We start from the raw sequence: 14950 nt of genomic DNA, 5'->3' as shown, positions 1-14950 counted from the left end.
CAGAACACGTTCTCGGTCTGCCTTGCAACCCGCAGGTGGATTTGGCGTCTAAGGCTCAGCCCGGCCTGGTTGGCCGGTTTTTCCAGGAGCGTTTGTCCATGAAGATTCGTCTGCCACTGTTGGCGTTGGCCCTAGGTGTGAGCAGCCCACTGGTGCAAGCTCAGATGCTGCAGCCAGGCTTGTGGGAGCTGACCACCAGCAATATGCAGGTCGATGGCAAGCCGTTACCCGACATGGAATTCATGCTCGGCCAGTTGAAGAACCTGCCGCCGGAGCAACGCGCAATGATGGAAGGAGTGCTGGCCAAACAGGGGGTGACTGTGGGCGGCAAGGGCGTACGGTCGTGCCTGACGCCAGAGCAAGTGGCTACCAACGACATTCCGCTGCAGGACCCTAAGTCAGGTTGCACGCAAAAAATCACCGACCGCACCGGCAATGTGTGGAAGTTCCAGTTCAGTTGCCCAAAGGCACAGGGCAGCGGCCAGGCGACTTTCCTGAGTGATCGGGAGTTTACCACTCAGGTCAACGGCACCTTCAACGCTTCGGGTGTGCAACAGCAAGGCAGCATGAACACGCGTGCCGTGTGGTTGGGCAATGACTGCGGCTCGGTCAAACCGCGCAGCTGACATCCCATCGCCACTGGCTGGTCGCCACTGCGTCGTGGGCATGCAGGCTTTCTGCATGTTCCACGCGCAGCTTAAAAGCCGTACTCCATTCTATTTGCCGTAGCGATTGATGCAGGCGTCGCGCGGCGTCTTCGCAGAACATCAGGTTTTGCCCGTTGGCCAAGGCGAACGCTTGTTCGTCTGCACGTTTCACGGCGGTCTGTACCGCTGTGCCCAAGCTTGCTTCTACGCAGTCGATCAGCTCGGTTATGGGTAGCGTCTGCTGATTGCTGTTTAGCCTTACCTGAATTTGCGCATTGCTACGTTGGCTGTGAGGCGTCGCCACGATGCCTTGGGTGGTGCCTAACCATTGCAACATTGCAGACTTGTCGACCTGCTCAGTGCTGAAGTGTGCTTGGAACTGCTGCTGAATCAGCTGTCGAGCAAGTGCAGCCGAGCACGGGCAGGTCGAGGAGTAAGGGACGGAAACCGATAGTTCCACGTGGAACATTCCATTTTCCAGCCTTGCATCGACAGTTACGGCATAGCTTTTCCAACCGTCCAACTGGCTGACCAGTGCGGGTCTTTTCAGTAGATGGGCGAAGCGCAGGCGTAGATACGCTGCGCAAGAAAGGCCTGCATGGCTGCTGAGAAAGTTAGCCAGTAGCTGACGGATTGCGAGCGGCGTCAGCGGTTGGTGCGCCAAGGACTCCAAGGCAAGGTAAAGCCGCGACATATGGATGCCCCGTGCGCTACCGTCTACCAGGCTAACGCCGGCATCAACGCTGGCAGTTGCCGTACGCCCTTCGGCCTGCACAGGTAAGGCAATTCCGCACATACCCACCCAGTTTAACGGCAAGGCGAATTCCTGGGCTTGGGCGGCAATGTCGGGGAGCAGTAGCTGGGTCATCTGATATTCCAAACAGAAAGTGGATCAGCGGCAACCACCGATCAAGCTGACTCATCGCTGATGAGCACGCATCCGTCGAGAACCGCTTGGCGAAATTGTATTGTTACTTTATAACATTGTGCAATGCATCCTTTCGAATGCGCCCGCCCGAAGAGGTTTCGCCATGTTCAATCGTCTACCTGTCACCGTACTTTCCGGCTTCCTTGGCGCCGGCAAGAGCACCTTGCTCAACCATGTGCTGCGGAACCGCGACAACTTACGGGTCGCAGTCATCGTCAACGACATGAGCGAAATCAACATCGACGCCAGTGAGGTGCAGCGCAACGTCAGCCTGAACCGTGCAGAAGAAAAACTGGTGGAGATGAGCAATGGCTGCATCTGCTGCACGCTGCGTGAAGACCTGCTTGAGGAAGTGGCACGGCTGGCCGAAGAAGGCCGCTTCGATTACCTGCTCATCGAGTCCACGGGTATTTCGGAGCCACTGCCGGTGGCCGAGACCTTCACCTTCCGCAACGAGCAGGGCCGCAGCCTGTCCGACATGGCGCGCCTGGACACCATGGTTACTGTGGTCGATGGCCTCAACTTCTTGCGTGATTATCAGGCAGCAGACAGCCTGGCTAGCCGCGGCGAAACCCTAGGTGAAGACGACGAGCGCTCGATCAGTGACTTGTTGATCGAACAGGTGGAGTTTGCCGATGTGCTATTGCTCAGCAAGATCGACCTGATCAGCCAGCACGAGCGTGAAGAGCTCACGGCCATCTTGCGCAGCCTCAATGCCCGGGCGCAGATCGTGCCCATGGTTATGGGCGAGGTGCCTCTGGCGCGTATCCTCGACACCGGGCTGTTCGACTTCGACCAGGCTGCACAGGCCCCGGGGTGGCTGCAGGAACTACGCGGCGAGCATGTGCCGGAGACCGAAGAGTACGGCATTGCGGCCACCACCTGGCAGGCCCGGCGCCCGCTTCATCCACAACGCTTTTTCGACTTTATCCACACGCCCTGGAGCAACGGCCGGCTGCTGCGTTCTAAAGGTTTTTTCTGGCTGGCCAGCAAATACCAGGAGGCCGGCAGCTGGTCGCAGGCGGGTGGAATGATGCGCTATGGCTTGGCGGGCCGTTGGTGGCGCTTCGTGCCGCGTGAGGAGTGGCCGCAGGATGTGGATAACACGGCTTCGATCCTGAAAAACTGGACTGCAGAAAGCGGTGACTGCCGGCAGGAGCTGGTGTTCATCGGGCAGAATATTAACTTCGAAAAATTATCCACAGCCCTCGATGCTTGCCTGTTAACAGATGAGGAGATGAACTGGGGCTACATGGGATGGTTGCGTCTGCCCGATCCATTTGGCCCTTGGCACCAAGAGTCGACAGCGTGAGCGCCTGCGTAGTTAGTTATGCACAGGTCAGCTCTTTGTGGATAACATCTGGCGCTCTATTGCCTGACCTTGACTGGTTAGCCTGAGGGCGCATAGTGAGGCATCACCACCGCTCGAAGCCATTCCATGCTGCAGAACATTCCCACTCACGTGATTGCTGGCCCGCTGGGGGCCGGCAAAACCACCCTGATTCGTCATCTGCTAACCCAGCGGCCGGCGAACGAACGCTGGGCGATACTGATCAACGAGTTTGGCCTGGTCGGTCTGGATGCGGCGTTGCTCAGCCGTGACGAAGACGGTATCGCCATCGGCGAAGTGGCAGGGGGCTGCCTGTGCTGCGTCAATGGCATGCCGTTTCAGGTGGGCTTGGGCCGGCTGCTGCGCCAATCCCGGCCAGACCGGTTGTTTATCGAACCCTCCGGGCTGGGTCATCCGTTGCAGTTGTTGGCCCAGTTGCAGCAAGCTCCCTGGGCGGGAGTGCTGACAATTCAGCCGTTACTGATGGTTCTAGACGCACCATTCATGGCCCAAAATGCGCAGCTCTCCGAGGCTCAACAACAGGCTTTAGACGCCTGTCAGAACGTCGTTTTCAACAAGTCAGAGACTGTGGATGAATATTCCAAGTTGTTGATAACTAATAAATTTCCTCAAAAGAATATTACTTGGGCGGTGCAGGGTCGTTTGCCTTTTGCAGACCTCCCTAAAGCCCCCCAAGAGATTGTCGACAGCTCGAGTGTGGATAACAAGATTGTCGACAATCTGCAAATAGCCCCTGCTGCGCTTTGGGCCGACCCTGGGCAACCGATCTGTCTTGCCCAGCAGGGCGAAGCAGGTTGGAGCATCGGCTGGCGCTGGCATCCCGGCCAGCAGTTTTATCCACAGCGGCTGCAGGCGTTTTTGCGGGCGTGGCCATGGCAGCGCGCCAAAGGAGTTATCCACAGTGTGGATGGGTGGCAGTCTTTCAACGGGCTGCGCGGGGAGGTGCCCGCGTGGCAACCGAGCGATTGGCGCAGGGATACCCGTATCGAGCTGATTTTTGCGCAGCCGCAATCGCAACCCGCGCTGCAAGCCGGGTTGAACGAATGCCGTGTCAGTTGATTAGTTGCGCCAGCGGTTGTGCTCCTGGCGCCACTGCTGCATCTCAATGACGTTATCGGTGCGCGGTGGCGTCTTTATCTCGAACGGGTAGGGGGCCAGTTCAATTTGCACGCTGTGGGCGCCGAATTGGGTCACGGTGCCGGGGTGGCGCTGCTCGCCAGTGACGGTGAACTCGAAGGCGTACACGCGTGCCAGGCGCTTGCGGCCATTGGCATCACGGACAAAGGCAATGCGCTTGAGCGCGACGGCATCATCGAGCAACTCGAGGTCGAGCTTGGCGCAATGCTGTTTGACCCGTTCCAGGGCTTTTTCGCGTAACCCATGGTTGTGCCACAACCAGGCGCCTGCCGTGGCTACCAGCATCAGGACGAAGAGGTTCTCCAGGGTCAACATTTGCGTATGCTCCAAACAGGTCGTTCCAGCTTAACTGCGTCCCTGGCCTGTCGTACAGGTGGCAATCGAGTTCATACTGCGCAGCCGCACAATCCCTGAAACAGCTTTGGAAACTACCCGCATGAAACGTACCCCGCACCTGCTTGCCATCCAGTCTCATGTGGTGTTCGGCCACGCCGGTAACAGCGCCGCGGTGTTTCCCATGCAGCGTATTGGGGTCAATGTCTGGCCGCTCAATACCGTGCAGTTCTCCAACCACACACAGTATGGTCAGTGGGCGGGTGAAGTGCTTGCCCCTACGCAAATTCCTGCGTTGGTGGAAGGTATTTCCAACATCGGCGAACTGGGCCACTGTGACGCGATGCTTTCCGGCTACCTGGGCAGTGCCGAGCAAGGGCGGGCGATTCTGGCGGGCGTCGAGCGAATCAAGGCGGTAAACCCAAAAGCGTTGTACCTGTGCGACCCGGTCATGGGGCACCCAGAGAAGGGCTGCATCGTGCCAGCGGAAGTCAGCGCGTTTCTACTCGACGAGGCAGCCGCCCAGGCCGACATCCTGTGCCCCAACCAGCTGGAACTGGATAGCTTTTGTGGGCGGCGTGCGCAGTCGCTGGAAGACTGTGTGAATATGGCCCGCAGCCTGCTGCAACGTGGGCCGCAGGTGGTGCTGGTCAAGCACCTGGCGTACCCCGGGCGTGTCGAGGACCAGTTCGAGATGCTGCTGGTGACTGCCGAACACAGCTGGCACTTGCGCCGCCCGTTGCTGGCGTTCCCGCGGCAGCCGGTGGGGGTGGGCGACCTGACCTCAGGCCTGTTCCTGGCACGCGTGCTGCTCGGCGACAGTTGGGTGCAGGCGTTCGAGTTCACCGCGGCGGCAGTTCACGAAGTACTGCTGGAAACCCAGGCCAGCGCCAGTTACGAACTGCAACTGGTGCGGGCCCAGGACCGCATTGCGCACCCTCGGGTGCGCTTCGAGGCGCAGTTGCTGGCGTTTTAAATGGCGTCGGTTTTCAGGTCCTGGTAGCGCTTTTCCAGTTCCTGACGGATCTGGCGGCGCTGCTGGCCCTGCAGGAAGCGGCGCTTTTCCTCGCTGCTGTGCGGTTGGCGTGGCGGCACCTGCACCGGGCGACGGTTGTCATCGACCGCGACCATGGTGAAGAAGCAGCTGTTGGAATGGCGCACCGAGCGTTCGCGGATATTCTCGGTCACCACCTTGATTCCTACCTCCATCGAGGTGTTGCCGGTGTAGTTGACCGACGCCAGGAAGGTCACCAGTTCACCCACATGCACCGGCTCGCGGAAGATCACCTGGTCGACCGACAGGGTCACCACATAGCTGCCGGCATAGCGGCTGGCGCACGCATAAGCCACTTCGTCGAGGTACTTGAGCAAGGTGCCGCCATGTACGTTGCCAGAAAAGTTGGCCATGTCCGGGGTCATCAGGACGGTCATGCTCAGCTGGGCGTTTCCAGGTTCCATAGTGTGCTCACGGTGAGGTTGCGCTGAATCGGGCGGATGGGGGGCGTTATCTGCAGACACTTCTTTTCCCCTCTTGTGAATTTGCCTTCTTGGTACGGGACGTTGGCTGACGCGCCATCGTCACGCCGATCATGCCATCAGCGGCGCTTTTCCAGCCGATCTGTTTCTGCATATTGCACCGGCTTTTTGCTGTGGGGTGCGATGTTAACCTGAGTACACCCATGCAACATGGGCTTTCCCGCTTTCAATACAGTATGTGCTTGCTGCTCGCTTAGGGGTGCCTTGGCAGAGGAGCGGTCTGCCCCGGCATCCAGCAAAAGACGAGAAAAGGAGTATCACGCCATGCATGCCATTAGCTTTATCCAGGACCTGGCAGTCATCATGCTGGTCGCTGGCGTGGTTACCATTCTGTTTCACCGACTCAAGCAGCCCGTGGTGTTGGGCTACATTGTCGCTGGCTTCATCATTGGCCCACACACGCCGCCGTTTGGCCTGATCCACGATGAAGACACCATCAAGACCCTCGCCGAGCTGGGGGTTATCTTCCTGATGTTCTGCCTGGGGCTCGAATTCAGCCTGCGCAAGCTGTTCAAGGTGGGTGCTACGGCGTTTATCGCGGCGTTCCTGGAAATCGTGCTGATGATTTGGATCGGCTTCGAGATTGGCCGCTGGTTCGGCTGGAACACCATGGATTCACTGTTCCTCGGTGCCATCCTGGCCATTTCCTCGACCACCATCATCGTCAAGGCGCTCAACGACCTGAAGATGAAAAATGAGCGTTTTGCCCAGCTGATCTTTGGTGTGCTGATTGTCGAGGACATCCTTGGCATCGGCATCATCGCCCTGCTGTCGGGCATCGCCGTCAGCGGCACGGTCAGCTCGGGCGAGGTGTTCTCCACTGTTGGCAAGCTGTCGCTGTTCATGATCGTCGCGCTGGTCATCGGCATCCTGCTGGTGCCGCGGCTGCTGGCCTATGTGGCCAAGTTCGAAAGCAATGAGATGTTGCTGATTACCGTGCTGGGCCTGTGCTTTGGCTTTTGCCTGTTGGTGGTAAAGCTGGAGTACAGCATGGTGTTGGGCGCCTTTTTGATTGGCGCGATCATGGCCGAATCGCGCCAGTTGCTAAAAATTGAGCGCCTGATCGAGCCGGTACGGGACCTGTTCAGCGCGATTTTCTTCGTCGCCATTGGCTTGATGATCGACCCTCAAGTGCTGATCGATTACGCCTGGCCGATCGTGGTCATCACCCTGGCAGTGGTGCTGGGCAAAATGCTGTCTTGCGGCATGGGCGCGTTCATCGCCGGTAATGACGGGCGCACGTCGCTGCGGGTGGGCATGGGGCTTTCGCAGATTGGCGAGTTTTCCTTCATCATCGCTGCGCTGGGCATGACCCTGCAGGTGACCAGCGACTTCCTCTATCCGGTGGCGGTCGCCGTATCGGCAATCACCACGTTGCTGACACCGTACCTGATTCGTGCGGCCGACCCCCTGTCGCAGAAGCTCGGCAATGTCGTGCCCAGCCGTCTGGCACGGGTGTTGTCGTTGTATGGCGAATGGTTGCGCAGCATCCAGCCACAGGGTGAGAGTGCCATGTTGGCGGCGATGATTCGGCGCATCTTGCTGCAGGTGGGGGTAAACCTGGCGCTGGTGATCGCTATCTTCTTCAGTGGTGGTTACTTTGCCGAGCGTATCGGCAACTGGCTCAGCGAGTGGGTCAGCGATGCCAGCCAGCAGAAAGCGTTGATTTGGGGCGCGGCGTTGCTGCTGTCGCTGCCATTCCTGATTGCTGCCTATCGCAAGCTCAAGGCGCTGTCGATGCTGTTGGCGGAGATGGGAGTAAAGCCGGAAATGGCCGGGCGGCATACCCAGCGCGTGCGCCGTGTAATTGCCGAGGTGATCCCGCTGCTGTCGTTGCTGGTGATTTTCCTGCTGCTGTCGGCATTGTCGGCAAGCATTCTGCCGACCAGCGAACTGCTGCTAGTGATTGCCGTAGTGGCCGCCGTGGTGGTGGCCTTGCTGTGGCGTTGGTTCATTCGCGTGCACACGCGCATGCAGATCGCCTTGCTGGAGACCCTGGAGAACAGTCGCGAGAACACCCACTAAGGGGCGATGTCCCCTGTGCTGGCCTCAGTGGCCAGCGCAGGGGCAACTTCAAATAGAGGTTGGAATCAGCTTTCCAGCCAAACATCCCGCGCCCAATGCCATACCGATTCCCAGCTTTCTTCGCCGACGATTTCTTCTTCCGCATCCCACAGCACCACGGTGCCGTCTTCTTCGACGCAGTAGTAGTTGTCGCCGTCCTGGCACAGCGGAATCAGGTCCCGCGGCACGCCGGCATCCCAGGCGTTGGACGCCACATCTGGCAGGTAAGTGTGAGACTGCGGGTCGGTGGCGGTCACAGGCTCAAGGGAGCCGTAAACCACATCGCTTACGGTCAGGAGAAACTCTTTGAACACGAATGGAATATTGATGAACAGCTGTTCTTCGATCTCTACCAGCTGGTCCTCGTCGGGAAGCTCCAAGGGCACTGGTACCGGCTCATTGGCTTCACGGAGTTGTTCGATCACTTCTTCCACGGTTCACTTCCTCTGACCTAGATGACAACGCTGCGCGTTATACCCTAGTAGGCCACTCTGGCAAAAGCAAAAACCCCGGGGCAGGCCCGGGGTTTTTTGTGCAGCATGCAGCGGTTAGCCGTTTTGACGGATACCGGCGACCAGCCAAGGCTGGTTTTCGCCTGGGGCGCGAACCATGTGCCAGCTTTCGCTGAACAGTTCGCCCTGGTCGAAGCGCGAGTTTTTCGATACGCCACGGAAGGTGAGGGTGGCGTCGGTGCGGTCGGCGCGGTCGTCAACACCGTCCAACTGTACCTCAAGGTTGTCGATGTAGGTGGACTGGAAGCCATCACCCAGCTCGGCGCGCTCGCGTTTGAGGAACTCAAGCATTTGCGGGGTGACGAACTCGGCGATTTTGTCCATTTCATTGGCATCCCAGTGCTGCTGCAGCGACTGGAAGTGGTTACGGGCGGCAGCCAGGAAGCTTTGCTCGTTGAACCAGGCCGGGGCGTTGATCACCGGAGTGGCAGCGGCAGCGGGTGCGGCCGAACCACCGAAGACCGACGGCTGGGCAGGCTGCGCGTGAGCTTCACGCTGCATCGGCGCATGGCCTGGCATGGCCATTTGCGGCTGCTGCTGGCGACGACGCGCAGCGATGAAGCGGAACACCAGGAAGGCGATGAGCGCCACGATCAGGAAGTCCATGATCTGGAAACCTTCGAAACCGTCGCCCATGAACATGGAAGCCAGCAGGCCACCGGCGGCCAGGCCGGCAAGTGGGCCCAACCAGCGCGAAGCACCGCTGGCGGCCGGAGCGGCACGGCCAGGTGCGGTCGGCGCGGCGGCAGGCGTGGTTGGCGTGGCCTGGCGGGTCTGGTGGATAGGCGCGGAGCCCGAGCTCTTGCCGCCGCCGAAACGTTTGGCGTTGGCGTCCAGGCTCAGCGTCAAGCCGACGCAAAGCGCCAGTGCGATGCTAAGAAAACGTTGCATAAGTGGGATATCCCCTGTTGTGGATTGCACGCGCGTCATGTTGCACAGGTTCCCGGGCACATGACCAGCGACATAATGTTTCGAGCTTTTGCCTGAATGTTACAAGGTACTTATGGACGGCTCTTGTAGGAGCAGCCTTGTGTCGCGATGGGCTGCGCAGCAGCCCCGGCAGGTTCAGCGTTCAGGTAAAAATCCTGCGGCTGCTTTGCAGCCCATCGCGGCACAAGGCTGCTCCTACAAGGCCGGTGCAGGCTTCAGATGGCCTCGAGCTTGGCATACCCCAGCATCAGCCACTTGCTGCCTTCGGCAAAATTCACCTGCACCCGTGCCTGGGCGCCGGAGCCCTCGAAGTTGAGGATTACGCCCTCGCCAAACACCGCGTGCTGCACACGCTGGCCCAAATTGAACGCAGTCTGTGGAATGCTGGCATTGGCGAACAGGTTGCTGTTGGTAGCCGTCTTGACCCCGCCGAACGGGCGGCTGACGCTGTTGGACAGGCGCACTTCCTGAATCAGGCCCGCCGGTATCTCACGTACAAAACGCGATACCTTGTTGTAGGTCTCGCTGCCATACAGGCGACGCGTTTCGGCGTAGGTCATGACCAGCTGGCGCATGGCGCGAGTGATGCCCACGTAGGCCAGGCGGCGTTCCTCTTCCAGGCGGCCGGGCTCTTCCAGGCTCATCTTGTGCGGGAACAGGCCTTCTTCCATGCCCACCAGGAATACATATGGGAATTCCAGGCCCTTGGCGCTGTGCAAGGTCATCAGCTGGACGCTGTCTTCATGCTCGTCGGCCTGGGTATCGCCCGCTTCGAGCGAGGCGTGGCCGAGGAAGGCCGAGAGTGGCGAGAGGTCGGCGTCTTCGTCAGTGGACTCGAAGTTGCGCGCTGCGCTCACCAGTTCCTCAAGGTTTTCTACCCGCGCCTGGCCCTTTTCACCCTTTTCTTCCTGGTGATAGATGATCAGCCCGGACTGCTCGATGGTGGTCTGGGTCATGGTATGCAGCGGCATGTCCACAACCTTGGCAGCCAGCCCTTCGATAAGCTCGATGAACGCCCCCAGGGCGCTGGCAGCGCGGCCTTTTAAGGCCTTGGCAGCCAGCAACTGGCACATCGCCTGCCACATCGACAGCTGGCTGTGGCGCGCGTGTTCGCGGATAGCCTCGACGGTTTTTTCGCCAATGCCGCGCGGCGGCACGTTGATAACCCGCTCCAGGGCGGCATCGTTGCCACGCCCTTCGAGCAGCCGCAGGTAAGCCATGGCGTTCTTGATTTCGGCGCGTTCGAAGAAGCGCTGGCCGCCGTAGATGCGGTAGGGAATGCGCTCGCGCAGCAGAGCTTCTTCCAGCACCCGCGACTGGGCGTTGGAGCGGTACAGGATGGCGATTTCGTTACGCGCATTGCCCTGCTTGACCAGGCTCTCGATGGTTTCCACTACATAGCGCGCTTCGTCATGCTCGTTGTAGGCCGCGTACAGGGTTAGCGGTTCGCCTTCGCCCATGTCGGTCCACAGTTCCTTGCCCAAGCGCCCACTGTTGTTGGCGATCAGGGCGTTGGCCGCCTTGAGGATGCCGCCGGTGGAGCGGTAGTTCTGCTCCAGGCGGATCATTTCGGCGTCAGGGAAGTCGGCAGTGTACTGGTGAATATTCTCGATCTTGGCGCCGCGCCAGCCGTAGATCGACTGGTCGTCATCGCCCACCGCCATCAGGCTGGCACCACCGCGCGCCAACAGGCGCAGCCAGGCGTACTGCACGGCGTTGGTGTCCTGGAATTCGTCTACCAGCACATGTTGGAAGCGCCGTTGGTAGTGCTCCAGCAGGCCTGGGTGATCGCGCCACAGGTCCAGCGCGCGCAGCAGCAGCTCGGAGAAGTCGATAACCCCAGCGCGCTCGCAAGCCTGTTCATAGGCGCTATAGACGTCGCGCATGGTCGACAGGAACAGGTCACCGCCGGCCTGGATATGCTGCGGGCGCAAGCCCTCGTCCTTCTGCCCGTTGATGAACCACTGAGCCTGGCGTGCCGGCCACTTCTGCTCGTCCAGGCCCAGCTCGCGCATCACCCGCTTGATCAGGCGCTGCTGGTCGTCGCTGTCGAGGATCTGGAAGTTCTGCACCAGCCGCGCTTCCTGCCAGTGGGCGCGCAACAGGCGATGGGCCAGGCCGTGGAAGGTGCCAACCCACATGCCTGCTGGGTTGATGCCCAGCAGTTGCTCGATCCGCTGGCGCATTTCTGCTGCAGCCTTGTTGGTGAAGGTTACCGACAGGATCGAGTGCGGCGATGCCTGCTCCACCTGGATCAGCCAGGCGATGCGGTGCACCAGCACGCGGGTTTTGCCGGAACCGGCGCCGGCAAGCACCAGTTGACGCCCGAGCGTGGCCGCTACGGCCTGGCGTTGGGCATCGTTGAGGGAGTTAAGCAGGAGGGAGAGGTCGTCTGTGCGCATCGGGCCATTCTAGGGCGCGGCAGGGGAAGGGGCAAACTTCTACTGTATAAATATGCACCTGCGAGGCGGTCGCTCGTCGGTCCGTGGAGGCAGCAGCCTGATCGCCGCGATGCTGCGATCAGGCTGGTAGAGGGTTACTGGCCGTTGATGGCTTCCCGGTGGCCTATTTCTACCCTTTGCGAACCGCCTTCGGGCTGGATAATCTCCAGCGCCTTCCAAGTGGTTCCCCCTTCGCGCCTGAAGCTGACCTGTTTGGTGGTCCCGACCTGCAGCGCCACGCCTTCTTTTTCAATCAGCTTGAGCTCAAGCACTTCCCAGCCGCCCCTGTGACGCACTGCCGGCTCTACCAGGACAGGTTCGATGCCAGGGTGAGCCACTGTCACAGTTCCCTGTACTTCAAAAAAGGTAGGCTCACCCGGTACATCGTTGTTGTAGGCAAACAGGTTTTCTATCGTGTTCATGATGAACGCCTCGGTAATTGGAAGTGAGGGCGCAAGGCCCGCTGCCACTTTCGCTTTGCCGGGCGGCCTATGGGATTTGGCAGGGTTTCAGCTATAGCGATGGTTGCGCTGCAGTACGCGCGTTGGCGTCAGGCTTGAAACACTTCAACCATGCCAGTGCCTGGCCTGCCGGGCCAGCAGGCTGCTGGCCTGCTCCGGGCCGTTGCTGCCGGCCGCATAGTGGCGGGGGGGCTGGAAGTGCTCCTCCCAACCCTTGATGATCGGGTCGATCCAGGCCCAGGCTGCTTCCACTTCATCTCGCCGCATGAACAAGGTCGAATCGCCTTCCAGGATATCCAGCAGCAGCCGTTCATAAGCCTCCCAGCGCCGGGTCTGGCTGAACACTTGTGCCAGGTTCAGGTCCAGGTCCACTGGCTCCAGGCGCATGCCCTTGCCGGGGCTCTTGGTCATCATGCGCAGGCTGATGCGTTCGTCCGGTTGCAGCTGAATTAGCAGTTGGTTCACCTGGCCACCGCTGAACAGCTCGTGGGGCACCGGCTTGAACTGAATGACGATCTGCGATGAGCGCCGTGCCATGCGCTTGCCGGTGCGCAGGTAAAACGGCACACCGGCCCAGCGCCAATTGTCGATGTGCGCCTCGATGGCGACGAAGGTTTCGGTGTCGCTGTCGTTATCGACGTCCTTTTCAAAGTAGTAGGCCGGCACTTCCTGGCCGCCGATGCGCCCAGCGCCATACTGCCCGCGCACGGTCTTGTCCTGCACGTCCTGGCCTGTGATGGGCTTGAGGGCACGCAGAATTTTCACTTTTTCGTCGCGCACCGCTTCGGCCTCGAACTGTGCCGGGGGCTCCATGGCCACCAGGCACAGCAACTGCAGCAGGTGGTTTTGCAGCATGTCGCGGGTCGCCCCGGCGCGGTCGTAGTAGGCGCCGCGGTTCTCTACACCCAGGGTCTCGCACACACTGATCTGCACATGGTCGACCTGATTGTTGCGCCATACTGGCTCCAGCAGGGCGTTGGCGAAGCGCAGGGCCATCAGGTTTTGCACGGTTTCCTTGCCCAGGTAATGGTCGATGCGAAATACCTGGTTTTCCTCCATTACCGCGCCAATCGCTTCGTTGATGGCGGTAGCCGATTGCAGCGAGTGGCCGATTGGCTTTTCTAGCACGATGCGCGCTTCGGCATCGGCCAGCCCGGCGTTACGCAGGTGGTTGGCAATTGGCACGAACAGGTTGGGGGCGGTGGCCAGGTAGAAGATGCGCGTCAAGCCGCCGGGTTCGCCCAGGTAGCGCGCCAGGCGGCCGAAGTCGGCGCTTTGCGAAGCATCCATGGCGAAATAGTCGACCCGCGCGGAAAACCGCTGCCAAACCTCTTCGTCGAAGTCACTGCGGGCGATCTGTGCCCGGCAATGGCGTTCGGCGAGCTTGAGGTAATCGTTACGGGGCAGGTTGCGTCGCGCCAGGGCAATAATTCGCACGGCATTGTTCAGACGGGCCTCGCGAAACAGGTGGTAGAGCGCCGGAAGTAATTTGTGCAGGGCCAGATCGCCGGTGCCGCCGAAGACCAGAATGTCGCAAGGAATAGTCAAACCACCACTCTCCACGTTCGTTTAACTGGGCGGGTTGGCGTCCATGTAGTATAACTACAAGATAGCTACAACCCGGCCAGCCGATCATAACCGAGTCCAGCCTGTGAATTTGTTGCAACATATCGCCCAATCGCGCCACCTGCTGCGCAAATCGGAACTCAAGGTAGCTGACCACGTGCTACTGGACCCGGCTGCCGTCATGCACAGCTCCATGGCCGATCTGGCGCACAGCGTGGGTATCAGTGAACCAACCATCGTGCGTTTTTGCCGCGCCATCGGTTGCTCGGGCTTCCAGGACTTGAAACTGAAGCTGGCCCAGAGCCTGGCCGCCGGGGCCAGTTTCGGCCAGTTCGCTATCCATGAAGACGACTCAGTCGCTGACTACAGCCTGAAGATTTTCGACACCACCCTGCACACCTTGATGGAGGTGCGCGAGCACCTCGACCCGCAGGCGCTGCAGCAGGCTGTAAGCGCCATGGCCCAGGCGCAGCGTGTGGAGTTCTATGGTTTTGGCGCCTCCGGTGCGGTGGCCGCCGATGCCCAGCACAAGTTCTTCCGCCTGCTACTCAGCGCTGCAGCGTATTCCGACCCGCACATGCAGGCGATGTCGGCGGTTACCTTGAAGCCGGGCGATGTGGCGGTGTGTATTTCCCAGTCGGGCCGCTCCAAGGACCTGCTGATCACCGCCAACCTGGTGCGCGAGAGCGGTGCCAACCTGATCACCCTGTGCCCCAGCCAGACGCCGTTGGCCGAGTTGTCGACGGTCAACCTGGCCATCGACGTGCATGAGGACACCGAAATCTACACCCCGTTGACCTCGCGTATCGCCCACCTGGTGGTGATCGACGTGCTGGCGATGGGGGTAGCCATGGCGCGCGGGCCGAGCCTGGTCAACCACCTCAAGAGCGTGAAGCGCAGCTTGCGCAGCCTGCGCTTGTCGCCCAAGTCGATCAAGGCTACCGACGACTGAGTTCAGCATGTACCGGCCTCTTCGCGGGCAAGCCCGCTCCTACACAGGTGCTTCATTGCCCGTGAAGGGGGCGCTATCCCCGTAGGAGCGGG

The 14950-nt window shown here is 60.2% G+C and carries 14 protein-coding genes; 6 read left to right on the top strand and 8 right to left on the bottom strand.

Annotation, left to right across the window (positions count from 1 at the left end; translation table 11 throughout):
• Positions 1 to 98 precede the first annotated feature (98 nt).
• Complete coding sequence (locus DV532_RS25060; protein ID WP_056793887.1) at positions 99 to 626, top strand: DUF3617 domain-containing protein; 528 nt, start codon at positions 99 to 101, stop codon at positions 624 to 626.
• On the opposite strand, the gene folE2 is transcribed toward DV532_RS25060, so the two are convergent.
• Positions 610 to 1515 carry a GTP cyclohydrolase FolE2 gene (gene folE2 / locus DV532_RS25055; RefSeq protein ID WP_056793889.1) on the bottom strand — a complete coding sequence of 302 codons (906 nt, stop codon included), beginning with the start codon at positions 1513 to 1515 and terminating at the stop codon, positions 610 to 612. The genes DV532_RS25060 and folE2 overlap by 17 nt on opposite strands.
• Positions 1516 to 1678: 163 nt before the next feature.
• Here folE2 and zigA point away from each other — a divergent pair, with 163 nt between their 5' ends.
• Both zigA and DV532_RS25045 read left to right on the top strand, forming a co-directional pair.
• Positions 1679 to 2887 carry a zinc metallochaperone GTPase ZigA gene (zigA, locus tag DV532_RS25050; RefSeq protein WP_056793892.1) on the top strand — a complete coding sequence of 403 codons (1209 nt, stop codon included), beginning with the start codon at positions 1679 to 1681 and terminating at the stop codon, positions 2885 to 2887.
• A 126-nt stretch (positions 2888 to 3013) separates the two neighbouring features.
• Positions 3014 to 3985 (top strand): GTP-binding protein, encoded by a 972-nt coding sequence (locus tag DV532_RS25045; RefSeq protein ID WP_056793893.1) that lies wholly within the window; start codon positions 3014 to 3016, stop codon positions 3983 to 3985.
• Here the strand turns inward: DV532_RS25045 and DV532_RS25040 are convergent, their stop codons facing one another.
• Positions 3986 to 4378, bottom strand: coding sequence for a DUF3301 domain-containing protein (locus DV532_RS25040; protein ID WP_015272369.1), 393 nt, complete (start codon positions 4376 to 4378; stop codon positions 3986 to 3988). It lies immediately after the preceding gene.
• A gap of 121 nt (positions 4379 to 4499) precedes the next feature.
• Between DV532_RS25040 and pdxY the strand changes: the two genes are divergently transcribed.
• Positions 4500 to 5372 (top strand): pyridoxal kinase PdxY, encoded by an 873-nt coding sequence (gene pdxY, locus DV532_RS25035; protein WP_056793896.1) that lies wholly within the window; start codon positions 4500 to 4502, stop codon positions 5370 to 5372.
• On the opposite strand, the gene DV532_RS25030 is transcribed toward pdxY, so the two are convergent.
• A complete protein-coding gene (locus DV532_RS25030; RefSeq protein ID WP_056793898.1) occupies positions 5369 to 5854 on the bottom strand; it encodes an acyl-CoA thioesterase in 486 nt (161 codons plus the stop codon). The genes pdxY and DV532_RS25030 overlap by 4 nt on opposite strands.
• Positions 5855 to 6196: 342 nt before the next feature.
• Here DV532_RS25030 and DV532_RS25025 point away from each other — a divergent pair, with 342 nt between their 5' ends.
• Positions 6197 to 7957 (top strand): cation:proton antiporter, encoded by a 1761-nt coding sequence (locus tag DV532_RS25025; protein WP_056793900.1) that lies wholly within the window; start codon positions 6197 to 6199, stop codon positions 7955 to 7957.
• Positions 7958 to 8022: 65 nt separating this feature from the next.
• On the opposite strand, the gene DV532_RS25020 is transcribed toward DV532_RS25025, so the two are convergent.
• The 5 genes from DV532_RS25020 to zwf all read right to left on the bottom strand — a co-directional run bounded on the left by DV532_RS25020 (position 8023) and on the right by zwf (position 13888).
• On the bottom strand, positions 8023 to 8430 hold the full coding sequence (locus tag DV532_RS25020; RefSeq protein WP_056793902.1) for an SMI1/KNR4 family protein: 408 nt from the start codon (positions 8428 to 8430) through the stop codon (positions 8023 to 8025).
• A 114-nt stretch (positions 8431 to 8544) separates the two neighbouring features.
• Entirely contained in the window at positions 8545 to 9399 is an 855-nt protein-coding gene (locus tag DV532_RS25015) for a Tim44 domain-containing protein (RefSeq protein WP_056793904.1), read from the bottom strand.
• A gap of 254 nt (positions 9400 to 9653) precedes the next feature.
• Positions 9654 to 11840: a DNA helicase II gene (gene uvrD / locus DV532_RS25010; protein WP_056793906.1), complete on the bottom strand. Its 2187-nt coding sequence runs from the start codon at positions 11838 to 11840 to the stop codon at positions 9654 to 9656.
• 134 nt (positions 11841 to 11974) lie between these two features.
• Positions 11975 to 12301: a hypothetical protein gene (locus DV532_RS25005; protein WP_056793908.1), complete on the bottom strand. Its 327-nt coding sequence runs from the start codon at positions 12299 to 12301 to the stop codon at positions 11975 to 11977.
• A 144-nt stretch (positions 12302 to 12445) separates the two neighbouring features.
• Positions 12446 to 13888: a glucose-6-phosphate dehydrogenase gene (gene zwf, locus DV532_RS25000; protein WP_056793910.1), complete on the bottom strand. Its 1443-nt coding sequence runs from the start codon at positions 13886 to 13888 to the stop codon at positions 12446 to 12448.
• Between the two features lie 103 nt (positions 13889 to 13991).
• Between zwf and hexR the strand changes: the two genes are divergently transcribed.
• Entirely contained in the window at positions 13992 to 14858 is an 867-nt protein-coding gene (hexR, locus tag DV532_RS24995) for a transcriptional regulator HexR (RefSeq protein ID WP_003253273.1), read from the top strand.
• Positions 14859 to 14950 lie beyond the last annotated feature (92 nt).

It is taken from the genome of Pseudomonas sp. Leaf58, from assembly GCF_003627215.1.
Classification (GTDB): Bacteria; Pseudomonadota; Gammaproteobacteria; order Pseudomonadales; family Pseudomonadaceae; genus Aquipseudomonas.
Note: the sequence above shows the minus strand (reverse complement) of the source record. Positions and strands in the feature narration are given on the sequence as shown.

Excerpts from the sequence above, each read along its gene's own strand:
- DV532_RS25060 (WP_056793887.1), top strand. The coding sequence starts at position 99 with ATGAAGATTCGTCTGCCACTGTTGGCGTTGGCCCTAGGTGTGAGCAGC.
- folE2 (WP_056793889.1), bottom strand. The coding sequence starts at position 1,515 with ATGACCCAGCTACTGCTCCCCGACATTGCCGCCCAAGCCCAGGAATTC.
- zigA (WP_056793892.1), top strand. The coding sequence starts at position 1,679 with ATGTTCAATCGTCTACCTGTCACCGTACTTTCCGGCTTCCTTGGCGCC.
- DV532_RS25045 (WP_056793893.1), top strand. The coding sequence starts at position 3,014 with ATGCTGCAGAACATTCCCACTCACGTGATTGCTGGCCCGCTGGGGGCC.
- DV532_RS25040 (WP_015272369.1), bottom strand. The coding sequence starts at position 4,378 with ATGTTGACCCTGGAGAACCTCTTCGTCCTGATGCTGGTAGCCACGGCA.
- pdxY (WP_056793896.1), top strand. The coding sequence starts at position 4,500 with ATGAAACGTACCCCGCACCTGCTTGCCATCCAGTCTCATGTGGTGTTC.
- DV532_RS25030 (WP_056793898.1), bottom strand. The coding sequence starts at position 5,854 with ATGGAACCTGGAAACGCCCAGCTGAGCATGACCGTCCTGATGACCCCG.
- DV532_RS25025 (WP_056793900.1), top strand. The coding sequence starts at position 6,197 with ATGCATGCCATTAGCTTTATCCAGGACCTGGCAGTCATCATGCTGGTC.
- DV532_RS25015 (WP_056793904.1), bottom strand. The coding sequence starts at position 9,399 with ATGCAACGTTTTCTTAGCATCGCACTGGCGCTTTGCGTCGGCTTGACG.
- uvrD (WP_056793906.1), bottom strand. The coding sequence starts at position 11,840 with ATGCGCACAGACGACCTCTCCCTCCTGCTTAACTCCCTCAACGATGCC.
- DV532_RS25005 (WP_056793908.1), bottom strand. The coding sequence starts at position 12,301 with ATGAACACGATAGAAAACCTGTTTGCCTACAACAACGATGTACCGGGT.